At 70.3% G+C, this 17234-nt stretch carries 13 protein-coding genes; 4 read left to right on the forward strand and 9 right to left on the reverse strand.

All coding sequences use genetic code 11. The annotated features are described in order from the left end of the window. Nucleotides 1-72: 72 nt before the first annotated feature. The 3 genes from R4P08_RS01725 to R4P08_RS01735 all read left to right on the forward strand — a co-directional run bounded on the left by R4P08_RS01725 (nt 73) and on the right by R4P08_RS01735 (nt 3884). Nucleotides 73-1068 (forward strand): diiron oxygenase, encoded by a 996-nt coding sequence (locus R4P08_RS01725; RefSeq protein ID WP_317812022.1) that lies wholly within the window; start codon nt 73-75, stop codon nt 1066-1068. Further along, on the forward strand, nt 1068-2576 hold the full coding sequence (locus R4P08_RS01730; RefSeq protein WP_317812023.1) for an FAD-dependent oxidoreductase: 1509 nt from the start codon (nt 1068-1070) through the stop codon (nt 2574-2576). Before R4P08_RS01725 ends, R4P08_RS01730 begins: the two co-directional genes overlap by 1 nt. Nucleotides 2577-2693: 117 nt before the next feature. Next, complete coding sequence (locus R4P08_RS01735; RefSeq protein WP_317812024.1) at nt 2694-3884, forward strand: 12-oxophytodienoate reductase; 1191 nt, start codon at nt 2694-2696, stop codon at nt 3882-3884. Nucleotides 3885-4010: 126 nt separating this feature from the next. On the opposite strand, the gene R4P08_RS01740 is transcribed toward R4P08_RS01735, so the two are convergent. Next, nucleotides 4011-4799: an SDR family NAD(P)-dependent oxidoreductase gene (locus R4P08_RS01740; RefSeq protein ID WP_317812025.1), complete on the reverse strand. Its 789-nt coding sequence runs from the start codon at nt 4797-4799 to the stop codon at nt 4011-4013. A 182-nt stretch (nt 4800-4981) separates the two neighbouring features. On the opposite strand from R4P08_RS01740, the gene R4P08_RS01745 reads away from it, so the two are divergent. Then, nucleotides 4982-5479 carry a carbonic anhydrase gene (locus tag R4P08_RS01745; RefSeq protein ID WP_317812026.1) on the forward strand — a complete coding sequence of 166 codons (498 nt, stop codon included), beginning with the start codon at nt 4982-4984 and terminating at the stop codon, nt 5477-5479. Between the two features lie 79 nt (nt 5480-5558). On the opposite strand, the gene R4P08_RS01750 is transcribed toward R4P08_RS01745, so the two are convergent. The 8 genes from R4P08_RS01750 to R4P08_RS01785 all read right to left on the reverse strand — a co-directional run bounded on the left by R4P08_RS01750 (nt 5559) and on the right by R4P08_RS01785 (nt 17147). After that, entirely contained in the window at nt 5559-6962 is a 1404-nt protein-coding gene (locus R4P08_RS01750) for an MFS transporter (RefSeq protein WP_317812027.1), read from the reverse strand. Nucleotides 6963-7128: 166 nt separating this feature from the next. Further along, nucleotides 7129-9510 (reverse strand): glycosyltransferase, encoded by a 2382-nt coding sequence (locus R4P08_RS01755; RefSeq protein ID WP_317812028.1) that lies wholly within the window; start codon nt 9508-9510, stop codon nt 7129-7131. Beyond that, entirely contained in the window at nt 9507-10631 is a 1125-nt protein-coding gene (locus tag R4P08_RS01760) for a glycosyltransferase (RefSeq protein ID WP_317812029.1), read from the reverse strand. The genes R4P08_RS01755 and R4P08_RS01760 overlap by 4 nt, the downstream gene beginning before the upstream one ends. Then, on the reverse strand, nt 10628-11623 hold the full coding sequence (locus R4P08_RS01765; protein WP_317812030.1) for a hypothetical protein: 996 nt from the start codon (nt 11621-11623) through the stop codon (nt 10628-10630). Before R4P08_RS01765 ends, R4P08_RS01760 begins: the two co-directional genes overlap by 4 nt. After that, nucleotides 11620-12816 (reverse strand): glycosyltransferase family 4 protein, encoded by a 1197-nt coding sequence (locus tag R4P08_RS01770; protein WP_317812031.1) that lies wholly within the window; start codon nt 12814-12816, stop codon nt 11620-11622. The genes R4P08_RS01765 and R4P08_RS01770 overlap by 4 nt, the downstream gene beginning before the upstream one ends. Beyond that, nucleotides 12813-14783 (reverse strand): O-antigen ligase family protein, encoded by a 1971-nt coding sequence (locus R4P08_RS01775; RefSeq protein ID WP_317812032.1) that lies wholly within the window; start codon nt 14781-14783, stop codon nt 12813-12815. Before R4P08_RS01775 ends, R4P08_RS01770 begins: the two co-directional genes overlap by 4 nt. A gap of 133 nt (nt 14784-14916) precedes the next feature. Next, complete coding sequence (locus R4P08_RS01780; RefSeq protein ID WP_317812033.1) at nt 14917-15651, reverse strand: hypothetical protein; 735 nt, start codon at nt 15649-15651, stop codon at nt 14917-14919. Then, nucleotides 15648-17147, reverse strand: a complete 1500-nt coding sequence (locus R4P08_RS01785) for an oligosaccharide flippase family protein (protein WP_317812034.1) — start codon at nt 17145-17147, stop codon at nt 15648-15650. The genes R4P08_RS01780 and R4P08_RS01785 overlap by 4 nt, the downstream gene beginning before the upstream one ends. Between the last annotated feature and the right edge of the window lie 87 nt (nt 17148-17234).

Genomic DNA, 17234 nt, shown 5'->3' on the forward strand with positions numbered 1-17234 from the left:
GACCGAAGTTGTCACTCTGTACTCCTCGGTCTCGCCACCCCGGTCCACCGAGGCCGGAACGGAAGGATCGCCATGACCGTGGACTCGCCCGCACCACTTACGTCTCGCGAAGAGTACGACGCCACCCTGCTCAGGCTCTCCGAAGCGTCGGTCCGGCGCCACTTCGACGCGTTCGTCGACGTGCCCTGGGACCACCCCGATTTCCGGGTGGACCGGAGTGACGCGCGCTGGGTGTTGCCCGCGGCGACCGATCCCCTGGGCGCCCATCCCTGGTACCGGGGACTGCCGCTCGAGACCCAGATAGAGATCGGCCTGTGGCGCCAGGCCAACATCATGAAAGTCGGCCTGCAGTTCGAGAACATCCTCATCCGCGGGATCATGCAGTACGTCTCGACCCTGGACAACGGCTCCGCCGAGTTCCGGTACCTCACCCACGAGGCGACCGAGGAATGCCATCACACGCAGATGTTCCAGCAGGGCGTCAACCTGATCGGGGCCGACGTGCCCGGGCTGCCGCGCTGGATCCGTCGGGCCTCACCGATCATCCCCCTGTTCGCGTCCCTCGCACCGGTGGGCTTCTTCATCGGCGTACTGGCCGGCGAGGAGCCGATCGACCACACCCAGAAGCAGATCCTGCGTGGCGCCGACGAGATCCCGCCCGTCCTGAGCCGCATCATGGAGATCCACGTGGCCGAGGAAGCGCGGCACATCTCCTTCGCGCACACCTACGTCGCCCGACACGCCTCCCGGTTGAGCCGGGGTCAGAAGTTCGCGGTGTCGCTGGCCTTCCCCGTGATCATGCGGGTGCTGTGCGACGCGATCCTCAAGCCCACGAGGGAGTTCCGCGAGGAGTTCGACATCCCCCGCGAGGTCGTGGACGAGCTGTACTGGGACGGCCCGGCCTCCAGGGAGTTCCTCTCCGACCTGTTCTCGGACGTCCGTATGCTCGCCGAACAGTCCGGATTGATGACCCCGCTCTCGCGGCGCGTCTGGCGCGCGCTGAAGATCGACGGTCGCGCCTCCCGCTACCGCAGCGAACCGCCGGTCACGTTCTCGACCCACGCCTGATGCCCCACGTCGTCACCCAGGCGTGTTGCGCCGACGCCTCGTGCGTCAACGCCTGCCCGGTCAACTGCATCCACCCGACCCCGGACGAGCCGGACTTCGGCACCGCCGACATGCTCTACATCGACCCCGACGTCTGCGTGGACTGTGGCGCCTGCGTGGGCGCGTGCCCGGTCGGCGCGATCGTGCCCGACGACCGCCTCGCCCCCGACGAGCGCGTCTTCCTCGACCTCAACGCCGCGCTCAGCGAGCCCGGCCGGACGTACCCGCCCCAGGCGCCCGTCCCCGCGATCCGCCGACTGGAGCCCGCCCGCGGGCCGCTGCGGGTGGCGATCGTCGGAGCCGGCCCCGCCGCGCTGTACGCCGCCGACGAGCTGCTCAGGCAACCGGGCGCCCGGGTGACCGTCTTCGACCGCCTGGCCGTCCCCCACGGACTCGCCCGGCACGGTGTGGCTCCCGACCACCCCCGGACCCGCGCGGTGACCGACCTGTTCGCCCTCATCGAGGCCCAGCCCGGGTTCGACTACCGGCTCGGGGTCGAGATCGGCCGGGACCTGACCGTCGACGAGCTCGCCGCGCAGCATCACGCCGTGGTCTACGCCACCGGGGCCAGTACCGATCGCCCCCTCGACATCCCGGGCCTCGACCGACGCGGGAGCATGTCCGCGACCGAGGTCGTGTCCTGGTACAACGCCCACCCCGACCATGTGGACGCCCGGGTCCCGCTCGATCACGAACGAGCCGTCATCGTGGGCAACGGCAACGTCGCGCTGGACGTGGCCAGGATCCTGGCCACCCCTGCCGAGTCCCTCGCCCGGACCGACATCTCACCCCTCGCCCTCGCGGCGCTGCGGGACAGTCGCGTGCGCGAGGTCGTCGTGCTGGGTCGGCGCGGGCCCGCGCAGGCGGCGTTCACCCTCCCCGAACTGGTCGGACTGGCCGCGCGCGAGGACATCGACCTCCGGGTCGAGGCCCCGGACGGGATCGCCCCGGACGCGGAGCCCGATCTGCAGCGGCGGCTCACCCTGGAATGCCTGGCGGAGGTGGCCGCGCGCCCGCCGCGGACGGGCAGCCCCCGGATCGTCCTGCGTTTCCAGGCCGCGCCGGTGGAGATCCTCGGCGGAGAGCGAGTGGAGGGCCTGCGGATCGCCCGGACGGAGCTGACGGCCGAAGAGGACGGCGTGCGTGCGGTCGTCCTCCCGGGCTCGGAGGAGGTCCTGCCGGCCGGGCTGGTGCTGCGGTCGGTGGGGTACCGCGGCGTGCCCGTGCCCGGGGTGCCGTTCGACCCGGTCACGGCGACCATCCCCCACCGCGCCGGCCGCGTCCTCGACCGTCCCGACGGGACCGAGGTCCCGGGGGCGTACGTGGTCGGGTGGATCAAGCGCGGCCCGCGCGGGTTCATCGGTTCCAACAAGACCTGCGCGCAGGAGACCGTCGACGCGCTGCTCGCCGACGCCAACGCTGGGCGACTCGCTCGCAGTGCGGCCCACCGCGTCTCCCGGAACCGGTAGCTCCAAGGCCCGTCGCGCCCCGCCCGACTCCGATAGTATTGACAGTCGTCAAGTGATGACGGCGCCGGCGTGTGCCCTCGGGGACCCTCATCACCGGAGAAGAAGAGGTCACACGTGATGACGCCATTGGTCGCCACCTCCCGCGAGGCACTGTTCCGGCCCTTCCGGGTGCGCAGCCTGGAACTGGACAACCGCCTGGTCATGTCCCCGATGACGCGCATGGGCTGCCCGGGCGGACTGCCCGACGAGGTCAACCGCGACTACTACGCCGACCGGGCCGCCGGCGGCACCGCGCTCATCGTCACCGAGGGCATCGGCGTGGACCACCCGACCTCGGTCGACCACTCGATGATCCCCCGCCTCGACGGCCCGGAGTCGGTCGCCGCGTGGCGGGCAGTGACCGATGCGGTCCACGCCGCGGGCGGCCGGATCCTCGCGCAGCTCTGGCACGTCGGCCCGCTGTGGGGCGCCAACGCGCGCTTCGACCGGCCCGACCGGGACCGGTTGATGCAGATGCACCCCATGCGCCCGTCCGGCCGCTGGGGCACCCCGGGTGTCACCACCTACTCCGAGCGCAGCATCGCCCGCTGGCTCCCTGAGGTCGCGCCGATGACCGAGGCCGACATCGCCGAGACGATCGCTGCCTTCGCCCGGTCCGCCGCGCTGGCCACCCGGGCCGGTTTCGACGGCGTGACCCTCCACGGTGGCCATGGCTATCTCCTCGACGCCTTTGTCTGGGCCGACACCAACCAGCGCACCGACTCCTGGGGCGGCGACCTGGCCGCGCGCAGCCGCTACCCCGCTGCGGTGGTGTCCGCGGTGCGCGAGGCGATCGGCCCGGACACCCCGCTGTTCTACCGCTTCTCCCAGCACACCCAGCAGGACTACACCGCCCGCAAGGCCACCACGCCCGACGAGCTGGCCGTCTACCTGGGCGCCCTCGCCGACGCCGGGGTCGACCTGTTCGACGCCTCCACCCGCCGCTTCGACGACCCCGCCTTCCCCGACCTCGAGGGGGACGACGGCGAGGTGACGCTCGCCGGATGGGCCCGCCGCCTGACCGGATTGCCGTCCGGAGCGGTGGGCGGCGTGGGGATCGGCACCTCGCTGCGCGAGCAGAAGACCGGCAAGCCGACCCACTCCGCCGACAACATCGACGCCGTGGTGGACGCCATGGGCCGAGGCGAGTTCGACCTCATCTCCGTGGGCCGCCTGCACCTGGCCGACCCGGCGATCGCCCGGGTCCTGCGCGACGCGGCACCGCTGCCGGAGTTCGTGCGTGAGGTGCACGAGATGCCGCTGCGGTAGTTCGAGAACCGAAAACCCGAACTCGCTACGCGCGAGGCCGCGGTCAATGCCGCGTTCCCGCCGGCCAGGCGGCTACCGGTGGATCGGTCCGGGCCGCACCGCCGGGAGGTCCCGGACCGCGTACTCCTACTCGACCGACGGCGCCCACTGCACGCCGTTGATGTGCGACCCGCCGTCCACGTACAGCGTGTTGCCCGTCAGGTAGCGGCTCGCGTCCCCGGCGAGGAATGCGGCCACCGGCCCGATGTCCTCGAGCGGGTCGCCGACCCGGCCCATCGGGTTGGCGGCCGCCATGCCCGCCGCCATCTCCGGGTTGGCCTCGGCGACGCGCTTGTAGGCCTCGCTCTGCGCGCCCGGGCAGATGACGTTGCAGCACACCTGCCGCGGCGCCCACTCCCGGGCGGCGGTGCGGGTGAGCGTGCGGAGCGCCTCCTTGGCCGCGTTGTACTGCGCCGAGTACATGTGGGCGTTGACGCCGTTCAACGAACACAGGTTGATGACGCGCCCGGTGCCATGCTTCTCCAGTTCCGGCAGGGCGGCCTGCATGGCCCAGAACGCGGCCATCACCGCCATGTCGAAACCCGATCGGAGGTTCTCATCGGTCATGTTCTCCAGCCGCGCGAACCCCGAGCCCTTCCAGGCGTTGTTGACCAGGATGTCGAGTCGACCGAACCGGCTGACCGCCGCGTCGACCATGCCCACGACCTGGTCCTTGTCGGTGACGTCGGTGCGCACGAACTGCGCTTCCGCGCCCCACTCGGCACACAACCACGCGGCAGTCTCGGCGCCGGCGGCCTCGTTGATCTCGGCGACCACGATCGCCGCACCCTCCCGCGCGAGAGCTCCCGCGATGCCGCGTCCGATGCCCATCCCTGCGCCGGTGACCACTGCCACCCGGCCGTCTAGAGTTCCCACTACGCCACCTTTAAGTCGGTTTCTTAAACCTGTACGAGGACAAGTTCTACGCAAGTGACGCCCCGGGCGGGGCGGTTCGGGCGAGACGGTTCGGGCAATGCTGCATCCGCTGCCCTACAAGATCTCGTCAGGGCGAGCGCAACCCTGGTGCGGGCCGCCGGGCCGGGGTTAGATTCCCACCCATGACCGTCACCGATGAACTGCTCGAGGCCGCCGAGGCCTACAAGGCCGGTTTCGACAAGGGCGCCCTGCCCATGCCACCCGGCCGCAAGGTCGCCGTGGTCGCCTGCATGGACGCCCGCCTCAATCCTTACGGCCTCCTCGGACTGACGGAGGGCGACGCCCACGTCATCCGGAACGCCGGCGGCGTCGTGACCGACGACGTCCTGCGCTCCCTGTCGATCAGCCAGCGACTGCTGGGTACCCAGGAGATCGTGCTGATCCACCACACCGACTGCGGGATGCTCACCTTCCGCGACGACGACTTCAAAGACCAGATCCACGCGGACACCGGCCTGAGGCCGCGGTGGGCGCCGGAGTCGTTCCCCGATCCGGAGGCGGACGTCCGCCAGTCGCTGGCGCGCGTCGAGGCCGACCCGTTCCTCCTGTATCCCACCGCGGTTCGCGGCTTCGTCTACGACGTGGCCACGGGCGAGCTGCGCGAGGTCACGAGGGGCTAGGCAGTCCGGGTGCCCGCCGATTCCGGGGGCACCCCCGTGGTGTCGCACCTGCTCGACATGATCGAGACGGGTGGTCGAGCTAGGTGTAGAGCGAGGTCTTGCTGGTCTCCGGAGCCAGGACCAGGGAGACGATGGTCAACACACCCAGACCCACCAGGTAGTACCCCACGTAGGCCACCGAGAAGTTCTGCACCAGCCACACGGCGACGAACGGCGTGAGCGCTGCGCCCAGGATCGCGGAGAAGTTGTACGCCACACCCGATCCCGTATACCGCGTGTTGGTGGGGAACAGCTCGGGCAGGACCGCGGACATCGGACCGAAGGTCAGACCCATCAGGATCATCCCGACGCACAGGAACAGCAGCATCCTGACCACGTCCAGGTCCTCACCGGTGCCGATCTTCGCGGGATCGAGCCACCAGCCGAAGGACAATCCGAAGACGATGATCGCGGCGGTGACGCTGATGAGCATCCGCCTCCGCCCGAACCTGTCAGCCAGGAGGCCCGCGACCGGTACGAACACCGCGAACAGGATGATCGCGAGCACCTGGAGGATCAGGAAGGAACGGTAGCCGTAGCCCAACCCGCCGGTGCCCTCGCCGCCGATCGCGAAGGACAGGATCCACGTGGTCATCAGGTAGAACAGGCCGTAGGTGGCCAGCATGATGAACGTGCCGAGGATGATCTCCCGCCAGTTCTTGCGGAACACCTCCGACACCGGGGCCTTGACGCGCTGGTCGTTCGCGATAGCGCTGGCGAAGACCGGCGTCTCCTCGATGCGGAGCCGGACGTACAGGCCCACCGCCACCATCACGATCGAGAGCAGGAACGGCAGTCGCCAGCCCCACACCAGGAACGGATCCGACAACTCGCTGGCCGTGGAGTCATACGCGAACCAGGTGGTCAGGAGCAGGAAGACACCGTTGGCCAGGATGAACCCGAACGGGGCTCCGAGCTGGGGCCACATCGCCGCGAACGCGCGCTTGCCCGGTTGCGCCGTCTCGGCGGCGAGGAGCGCTGCACCCGACCACTCGCCACCCAGCCCGATCCCCTGGAAGAAGCGCAGGATCGTCAGCATCGCCGGCGCCCAGAGCCCGACCTGGTGGATGGTCGGCAGCAGGCCGATCAGGAACGTGGCGATGCCCATGGTGAGCAGCGCCCCGACCAGGGTGACCTTGCGCCCCAGTCGGTCCCCGAAGTGGCCGAAGACGATCGACCCCACCGGGCGGGCGATGAACGCGGTACCGAAAGTTGCCATGGACGCCAGGAGCGCGGTGCCGGAGTCGCCGCCGTAGAAGAACAGCAACGGGAACACCGACACCGCGGCGGTGGCGAAGACGTAGAAGTCGTAGAACTCGATGGTCGTACCGATGAGCGAGGCCAGGATGATGCGGCGCCGCGCGGCCGGGTCGGTCGGAACCGCCGCGTCGACGGCACCTCCGCTGTGGCCGTGGGGCTCGGCGAGTGCGTCCGGCGTTCCCATGTCTTCTCCTAGAGCTGTAGCTGTCAGTCACGACCTCGGCCGACCCGGGCCAGGAATGCCCGCGCCACGCTATGGGCGTTTGTGACACCCGTCACGTCCACGGTCGGCGTGCGTACACATGGTACGAGAACGGGTCACGAGCCTCCGCAGTCGCTGTGCACCCTGCTCAACTCGACGTGGTCTGTCCGGATGAGCCCCGTCGCGCCGCCCTGTCGCGCACCGCCCTCTCGCGCGCCTCCCTGTTGCGCACCCATGCGACGAGTCCGCTCGTCTCGCTGAAGAACAGCGCGCGAGACAGTCGGCCGCTAGGAGCTCGGAACCGTCCCTCGTGGACGTTCACGCGCAGTAACCGGAATCTGTCGGTGGTGGCGCGGTTGACTCCCTCGCTGGTTGTCACCGCGCTGGAGAACCCCGCGTCGACGACCGTGGAGACGTCACGGTCGAGGAAGTCACCCGGCCCGCCGTTGGGGTAGGCGAAGTGGCGCGGCGCGGCGCCCAGCTCAGCTGCGAGGTGGTCCCGCGAGCCGAGGATCTCCGAGGTGGCCGCACGGTCGTCGGCGTTCGCGAGGATCGGGTGGTGGACGGTGTGCGCGCCGATGTCCACGCCCCAGCCGCTCAGCCGGCGCACCTCATCCCAGTCCAGCATGTCGCCGGTGCGCGGGGGCACGGTGGAACCCAGGCCGGCCATGACCTCCGACAGGGTGTCCGCGAACTCCGCATATGGCACGGTCTTGAGCGCCGCCACCAGCCGTTCCAGCACCTCCTGCCGCCGGACCGGCGAATCCAGGCACACCGTTCCCGGCCCGAGGAGTTCCAGCTCCACCGACCGGTGGGGGCTGTGCGCGACCGCGTCGGACAGCGCGTACGGCCACAACGTGTCCCGGCCGATGTGGCCGGTGGCCACGTACAGCGTGGCCGGCACCGGCAACCCGAGGGACGCGAGCGCCTCGAGGTTGTCGCGGTAGCCGTCGTCGACCGTGATCGCGTACCGCACCCCCGCCCGGCGCTCGTCCAACGCTCGGAGCCCGGTGTCCAGATCCACCAGGGCGCCCCGGGCGCGGCACCACGCGGCCAGCTGCCGAAAGGTCGCGGGGCGGACGGTGATCGGGTGCGGATCCGGGACGTCGCTGAAACGGTGGAACATGAGAAGGACCAGGCCGGGGCCTCCCCCACGCCGGATCACGGCGTCGACGCCCAGGTAGTGGCCGACGACGGCGACGGCGTACACGAGCCACGGGCGGAGCACCGTCGTCGTGGCCACTCTCGCGCGTCCGGCCCACGGGGGCAGCCCGAACGACGGTGAGGGCGGTGGCGGCGACGTCCGTCCCGCAGGTCGCGCCGCCCGCGTGAACAGTCGCGAGAGGTCGGCCACGCTGGCGTCCAGCTCGAACTGTGCGCGCACCAGCTCGCGGCCGGCTCTGCTCATGCGTTCGACCGCGGCGGGATCGGCCGCCATCTGCTCGATCGCGCGGGCGAGGTCCGGGGCGTCGCCGGGACCGCACAGCAGGCCGGTCTCCCCGTCCACCACGATCTCGCCGATGCCGGACAGTCGGGTCGACACGGTGGGGACCCCGCTCGCCAGGGACTCCATGAGCGCCACCGGGAGTCCCTCCATCTGGCCGTCGGCAGCCACCACACTGGGGAGGACGAACAGGTCGGCGGCCTCGAGCGCCGCAGCCACCTCCGACTCCGGGAGGGCGCCCCGGAACCGGACGCGGTCCGAGATCCCCAGCTCGTCCGCGCGGGCGGTCAGGTCGGCGCGGAGCGGACCGTCACCGATCAGCTCCAGCTCGACTCGCTGCACGGCCGGACCGCCCGCCGCCAAGGCCTCGAGGAGGAACCGATGTCCCTTGTACTCCTGCAGCGACGCCACGCAGAGCGCACGGATCGGGCCCGTCGAGGGAAGCCGACGGGGCCGAAAGGGATACCCCGCCGTGTTGATGCCACAGTGCACCAGTTCGACCGGGACCGCGACCCCGAGCCGGCCGCGGAGCAGCTCTCTGTTGTGCCGGGAGATGGCCACCACGAACTCCGCCTCCGCGCAGCGGCGGGACAGACCCGAGGTGTCCACGTAGATGTCGTGCGCGTGGGTGGTGACGCTGTAGGTCACGCCGGTGAGGCGGTGGCAGACCCACGCCGCCAGCAGGGGGAAGGTGGCGTAGTGCGCGTGCAGGTGCACGTCAGGGGCCCGCGAGAGCTGCCGGGCGTGCGCAGTGGCCACCACGAGTGTCGCGAGCGCCCGCAGGAGCATCCCCGGTGAACGGTGGAAGTCCTTGGTGACCTCGGCCAACAGACGGGCGAACCGGGCGGGGTGGGCACGGAGCGCCCAGACGAGACCGGCCCCGGCCTCCCGGCTCCCCGGCCGCCACACCCGGTCGACCCAGCGGGCGGCTACCGGGTGCACCGTGGTGTCCGGGGAGGGGAAGAGCGAACGGATGGTGCCGATCGAGGTGCCATTGCGGGCGAGAGCGTCGATCTCACGCACGATGAACGTCTCCGAGGTGCGCGGGAACCGTGACACCAGGTAGTCGATACGTGCCGGGTTCATCGCGATACCTCCCGGTAGATCTCGCCGAGGCGGTTGACCCACGCGTCGGCGGAGAACTCCTCCCGGATCCGGGACGTGGCCTGCGAGCCCATTGCGGCGCGCAGTTCCGGGTCGTCGACCAGGCGTAGGATCCGCTCGGCCATCGCAGCAGGGTCGGCGGGCGGGCACAGCAGCCCTGTGACGCCGTCGAGCACGATCTCGGGGATGCCGCCCACCGTTGTCGCCACCACGGGACGCCCCGCCGAACCGGCCTCGATGAGCACGGTCGGCAGGTTCTCCACCAGTGACGGGAGAAGAACGGCGTCCGCGGCGCGGTACACCGCCGCCATGTCGGTGCGGACGCCGGTGAACACCACCGAGCCCTCGAGCCCGTGTTCGCGGACCGCCTCCCGCAGTACCGGCTCCTCGTCACCGCCACCCACCAGCGCCAGCAGCGCTTCCGGGTGAACCTCGACCACCCGGCTCCACGCCGAGATCGCGTGCGTGATGCCCTTCTGTTCCCGGAACGCGGCGGGCAACACGGCCAGGAACCCATCCCGGCCGCCGGTGAGCTCCCCGCGCACGCCGGCGTCGGCCGGCCCCGGACGGAAGCCGGCGACATCGATCCCGTTGTGGACCACTCGCCAGTTCGTAGGGGCCACGCCGGAGTAGTGGAGCTCGGCGTATGAATCGAGCGAGGCGCGAGAGGCGAACAGCACAGCATCCGACCGGGTGGCGGCGAGGACGGCCAGACGTTCCCGAACCCGGGCGCGGCCCTCGTACCGGGGGGCCAAGGTGTGGAAACTGGTCACCACCGGCCGCCGGGCCAGTCGAGCGGCCGGCACAGCGAGCGTGATGGCCGTGGCCAGGTGCGCGTGCACCACGTCGTGTCTGCCCTGGCGGATGTACCGGACCAACTGCAGGACGGCACCCGGTTGGAGCAGACGAACGATCTCCAGGGAGTTCACCGTCAGTCCGGCGAGTTCGTACTGGTCGAGCACCCCTGGGGCCGCGTCCGCCATCGGTGCCACGCTCACCAGGTCCACCGCGATGCAGGCCTCCTGGGCGGCCGCGGTGAACGGGATGAGCAGCGTCTCCGCCCCACCCAGTCGGAAACCGTCGATCAACACGAGGATTCTCATCGGCTCTCTCCTGTGAGCAGCTGGAGCCGGTCCCACGGGATGCCCGCGAGCCCGTCGTAGTCCCAACGCAGGTCGGATTGTCGGTACACCTCGCCCGGGTAGGTGCCCTCCGCATCCGGCGCCAGTTCGAAGCTGATACTCAGCGGCGCTCCACCCACGTCGACCACATATCCCCCGTACAGCTGGAACGCGCGGGCGATCGCGAGCTGCGCGGGGGGCAGGTCGAGGACATCGAGGTCAAGTGTCGGGTCCAACCTGATCCTGGACCCTTCCGGGACGCAGTCCGGGCGATCCGACCGGCCGTCCGTCTTGATCGCCGGCGCCCGGAACGACCCGGCGCAAGCATTGTTCGACTGCAGGGCCAGCGCGTGGTCGATCACGCCCCGTCGGATCTCGTCCGTTCGCACCACACCCGCCAGCCGAGAGGCACCCGAGCCCGTGGCGGCCCCGCCCCAGCCACTGCCGTTGAGCGGGTTGACCGCACCGAAGGACGTCATCCAGCGTCCGCCCACACGTTTGACCTGCCAGAACTCGTAGGACAGCTGCGCTTGCTCATCCACCACGACCATCGCCCCGTCGGACCCGGCATGCGGGCGTGCACCGTCGGGGATCGGCGTCTGCCTGTGGGCGAACGGACAGGGACCCCACTGCGCCTGGAGGCAGATCACCTCATCCCGGGGTGTCTGCTCGTCGGCGGTGTAGATCGGGATGCCGAACTCCACGAGTGACGCGTACACCCGGCCCTCGCCGACCAGGTGTGCGGTGACCGCCGGACTGGCCGGGTCGATCTCCGCGCCAATCGGCACGGGCGTCCGGAACGGGCTGTCGGGGCGGAAGGGCACCGCCGCGGTAGCGCGGTACTCCGCTTGCGCCGGCAGCTCCGTGCCGGGCCCGGCCACCACGCGCACACCTACCACGAGGACCAGAGCCAGCACGACTACGAGCATCGCGGGCAGGACGAACCGCATCGCGTTTCCCGGACCGGCCGTCATCGGTTGTCCCCCGGCCCCGTACGGCACCGGTCGAGGGAATCCGACACCCGTCGGGCCGCTTCCTCCCCGGTGCCGGCCAGGCCTTCGTGACCGCGGGTTCCCAGACGCCCTGCCAGCGACGGATCCAGGAGCAGTCGGGTGATCGCCCCGGCGAGCGCTGGCACGTCCCCCGGAGGTACCACCAGGCCGGTCTCGCCGTCGTTGACCGCATCGGCGAGATCACCGACCCCGGTGGTCACCACCGGGCGGCCGTGACTGAACGCCAGATGGATCACGCCGCTCTGGCTGGCTCGCAGGTACGGGGTCACCACCATCCGCGAGCCGCGGATCAGCTCCGGTACGTCGGCGGCGTCCACGTACCCGGGCCGCAGGTCGACGTTGCCGACCGTGCGGGCGAGCGCGGTGACCGCACCCTCGTCGAGGTCCGCGCTCACCGCCCCGGCGAGGACCAGCCGGGCCTCGGGGACGGACCTCCGCACCTCACTGAACGCGTGCAGGAGTGGTTCGATCCCCTTGTAGCGGGTCCAGGTGCCGAAGAACAGGACCGTACGGTCGGTCAGGGCGGCGGACGCCGCGCGGTCGAAGTCGCCGAATACCGAGACCGGCCCGTGCGGGATCACCACCACCTCCCCCCGGGGTTCCCAGTTGTCCAGCACCACCTGTCTGGCGTTCTCCCCCAGCACGTAGGCGACATCCATCCGGCGCCACGCGGCGGCGAATGCCGCCAGAAGCAGCCGGCCGGTCCTGGGAGTGCTCGTATCCCGGGCGTCCGAGCGCGGGAGCGGTTCATGCGCGATGATCCCCACGGCGGTTCGGGGGAGCAGCCACGTGATGGCCACCACGAAGAGAGGCTCGAAGAGGAACCGCCAGTTCGACCACAGCACCACGTCGGGTCGCATTCGCACGAGCTGAGCGGTCAACACACACCATGCCGCGACCAGCCGCAACGCCCGAGTCCCGCGCCGGAGTACCCGGAGCGCCGGGGACGTCGGGGACGCCGTCGCCGGATGCCAGGTGGGTAGAACAGCCCGGATCTCCATCCCGGGAACGGTCTGTCGTATCTCCGGATCCGGCCCGGTCAGAAGAAACACCTTCTCGCCGCGCTCGGCCAGCGACGTTCCCAGGCGCACGCCGAAGTGGAACAGGCCACCGGAGGGCGAGAACTCGACCAGGACGATCCGTCGTGCCGTCATGGAGTGCTCCTCGTTGTGAGTGGGTAGTTCGAGTGCGGGGGCTCCGCTGCGCGTCCCCGTGGTCGGCCGGCCCTCCGCCGCTGAACGCCCCAGCCCAGGATCAGGACGCCCACCCCGGCAGCCGCGCCCGCCATGAGCGCCGCCGGCGTGTGGTCACGACCCTGCGTGATGTCCGGGGTGCCGAGCATCACCACGCGGAAACTCGAGGTCATCCCGAACTCCTCGAGACGATCCCGTGCGGCGATCTCCGCGGCGCGGAGCATCGCGCGGACGGCCGCGGGATCTGTCGCGGTGACGTGCACCGTCACCACCCCGCGCACCGGGTCGCCGATGTACCTGGTGTCCGGGACCCCAGAGTCGAAGAGCGCGGCGAGGGTCGGCATGATGGTCTGCCGCGACCGGACGTCCATCGGCCAGGCCGACAACGCGTCGGGCGTTCCGCTGGGTACCGCCACCAGCTGCGCGGACACCCGCACCTCGTCTCGGCTGAGCGCCGTCGAGGTTCCAGCGGCGACGAGAGCCGCGAGCACCACGACCGGCACCATCAGGGAAAGTGAGCGGACAAGTCCTCGCCCGTCGATGGGCCGCGGATCCGGTTCCCTCTGGGAACAGATCACCGCCGCGAGCACCACGAGAAGACCGAAGGTTCGGAAGTAGGCCAGGTGGAGGAACACGCTCGCTGCCGACCAGGCGACGAGACCGCCGAGGACGGCGGCTGCGAGGCGCCGCTGCGCGACGTCACGGGTGGCGAGAAGCCAGCGCAGGACCAACCCACTGAGACCCACGACCAGCACCACCCAGCCGATCAACCCGATGACTCCGGTCTCAGCGGCGAGTTCGGCGTAGAGGTTGTGGGTTGCATCGGTGGGGTCGGCCACAGCCGTCTTCACGCGGCCTGCGTACTCCTGCACGAGCCCCGCGTAGCTGCCGACCCCGAAGCCGGTCAGCGGCCGCTCGGCGAACATCTGCCACGCGATCTCCTGCGCGGCGGACCGACCGAGAACCGACGGGTCCACCCCCGCGGTGGCGCCATCCGAGCTCAAGTCCTCCACCAGGGCGAGAAAGCGGTCGCCGACACCGGGCAGCAGGGCGAGGCCGGCCGCGGCCGGGATGAGCCAGAGTCCCCGCAGGCGGACCGTCCGGTCGGCCAACAGGAGAAAGAAGACGATCCCCACGACTGCCGCGAGGTAGGTCCCGCGCGACTGGGTGAGATACATCCCGACCGGTAACACCGCCACCGCGGCGAACCACAGGGCAGCTGCCACCCGGCGTCGTTCCCGGACCGCACGCAGCGCCAGCGCCACCGCCAGCGGAAGTCCCAACGCGAGGTGCCGGCCCCAGAAATTGGAGTCAGGGAGGGGACCACCGAATCTCACCGTGGTCGTCAGCTCGCCCGAGGCCTGGGTGACCACCGAGAATCCCATCATGTCCGACGCGCCGTCCAACATGACGAGGTTGATCACCGAGACGGCCGAGAGGAGCGCGAGCGGGACGACGACGGCGCCGGCCACCCGCCAACCACTGTCCGTGGCCACGGCGAGCATCAGGAGAATGATGAGGAAGAGACAGTCGACGGCGCGCTGGTCGACCGCCGTGACGGTGGCCGCGAGGTCGGAGGTCACCATGATGCTCGACGTCTGGGTAGCCAGATAGACCAGCAGGAGCGCTGTACACAGCCAGGAGTGGTGTCCGATCCTCTGCCGTGCCTGCTCCCGGCGAAGGACGGTGACGAGCGCAACCGCAGCCAGAATCAACAGCGCTTGGAACACGCCCGGGACACCCAGCCCCGCCGCGACACCGGGCAGGTTGACCACCTCTGCAGCCACCGACAGCACCAGCATGGCCACAGGCCGGACAATCGCACACCAGGTCAGCAGGCCGGCGAGGATGCCCGCCGCCACCGCCAGCTCCGCCGGTAGGCGCAGTGGCACGAGTGCGACGAGGAGCGCGAGACCTGCCGTAGCCATCCCGAAACCGGCGGCAGTGTGGGAAGCGGGGCCGGCGGAGAGCCGCGTCCCGACTCCGGGCGGTTCGCCGCCTTCTCCCGCGGGTGCGGGAGCCGGCACGATGTCCGACGCAGCGGTCATGGTCATCGCGGTCTCAACCGGAGGCCGGAGCGGTCCCCGCGGCGTGGCGGCCCGCGATGGGATCCCCGGGGTATGTGCCCTCGGGGTGTGCGTACTCCACGTCGGCGACCTCGAGTCCGGGGTTCACGGGCTCAGGGCCCCGGGGCCCGGGACTCCCGGGCGCAGGGTCCACGCCGTCACGGTCCCGTCGGCGGATACCGGCCAGCACCAGGCCCGCACCGGCGCCCACCAGAGCACCGGCCACGGCCGACGCACCGAGCAACTGCATCGTCGCGCCCGGACGTGCTGTCGCCGCCGGCTGGACGGAGGCCTGACTGATCACGAACGGTTGGAGGATCTCTGTCGCCGAGGTGCCCGCCGAACCGAGAATCATCGCGAGGGCCGCGTCGGCGGTGCCGGTCGAACCGGACTGCACGCTGACCTCCACCAACGTGGTGTCCACCAGAGCGGTGGCCGAGAGCTCCACCTCGGACCCCGGCACTCCGAGTGCTCTCGCGGCGTCGGCGGCCCACTGGCCGTTGCCGTAGATGGTGGCCGCGGTCCGGACCACCTGCTCCTCGCTCAGTACCTGCCAGAAGTCGGCCGCGAGGTCTTCGGCGAGGTCGGAGGCGGGGACGATCGCGACCGTGGCTGTGGACTCGTAGCGGGCGGAGTCGCCGGTCAGTGCGGCCCCGGCCCCGGCGCCGGCGAGGGCACCGATCAGGGCGGCGACCGCGACTATCCGTCCTCGTCTTCTCTGTGTGGTCATCTCATGCTCCCTGTGAGGTCGGCGCTCTTGCGACAGAGCCTGGCGGCACGGGCCCGACCGACCAGGCCGACACCCGTGGAGAAGAGAACTGGGGCGGTGACCCGCAGCGCGATCGGGTACACCGACAACCCGACGGGAACCAGGATCGACAGGGCGACTGCCGGATGGAGGCCGGCCGTGAGGAGCGACGTCAGCCACACCACGCCGGCCATCACCGCAGCCGCGACCAGCGGACGCAGGATCGAACCCAGGAGAGTGCCCATCGGGGACGCGGTCACCCGGGTGAGCACCCACAGTCGCAGACCCGAGCTGACCAGCTCGACCGCCACCAACACCGCGGCCACCGCGACCGCTCCGTGTCCGGCCGCCCACCACACCGGACCGACCATCACCACTAGTTTTCCGGCGTTCAGTGCGGTGAGGATCCCGGGTCGACCGATGGCCTTGAAGACATCACCGGTGTGGAAGGACGTGGCGTAGGCCACGGCGAACAGGCTGATCAGCGCCAGCATCGGCGCCGCCTCCGCATACCGGTCGCCATACAGTGTCCGGATCAGCGGGTCGGCGACCACCATCAGTCCCAGACCCACCGGGGCGGCCACCGCGATCACCCACGCGACCGCGTCCCGGTAGTGACGGACCAGCGCCTCAGAATCGTCCTGGAGCCGGGACAACGCGCTGAACAGCACGTCACTGACGACGATGCACAGATTGAGCACGAGCAGCTCCGGCACACGGTAGGCCAGGGTGTAGAGACCCAGGGTCCCGTCCCCCAGTCTGGCGCCGATCGCCAGGTAGTCGACGTTATAGATCCCATACGCCACGATCGTCACCATGGAGACGGGCAGGCCGAACCGGAGCAGTTCGCCGAACACCCTGCGATCGAACCCGAACCTGAGCCCCGCGCCGCCGGCGCGCCAGTACAGCACCGTCGTCACGAACACCCCGAGGATCTGCGCGCACACCAGGCTCCAGACGCCCTGACCGGCGAAGGCCAGGACGATCGCGGTAGCGGTCTTCACGGCAGCACCACCTGCCTCCGGGATCAGTCGTCCCCGGAAGTCCAGGCGCCTGCGGAGCGCGGACTGGGGGAGGACTCCGAGAGCCGAGATCACCAGGGCCACCGCCAGCCCCCGTACCGGCGACGCGAGCTCCGGTCGGGCCGCCACGTCGGCCAACGCGGGCGCGGCCACCAAGAGGATTCCCGCCGCGGCCACCCCGGTCAAGGAGGTGACGAGCAAGCCGGTTGGGGCGATCTCGGCCCAGGGCCGGCGGGATTGCACCACCGACGCACCGAACCCGAGGTCCTTGACGTAGTCGAAGAAATTGACGACGAGTAGAGCGAACGCGAACAGTCCGAACTCGGCGGGTTCGAGAAGTCGGGTCAGGACGATCATCATGATCAATGCTGATGACTTGCTGAGCGTGAAGACGATGTAGTTCCACGCCGACTGACGGCCGGTATCCGGTGTCGCGATTGAGGGTCCGTCCTGCACGGGGCCTCCGAACTGCGTAGGAGAGCTATTGATTCCCTGAGCTTCGCGGTCCAGAGATTCAGATGCGCTTTCGGCACACTGTTGACA

Origin of the sequence: Rhodococcus sp. IEGM 1408, assembly GCF_033142235.1 — a bacterium.
Classification (GTDB): domain Bacteria; phylum Actinomycetota; class Actinomycetes; order Mycobacteriales; family Mycobacteriaceae; genus Dietzia.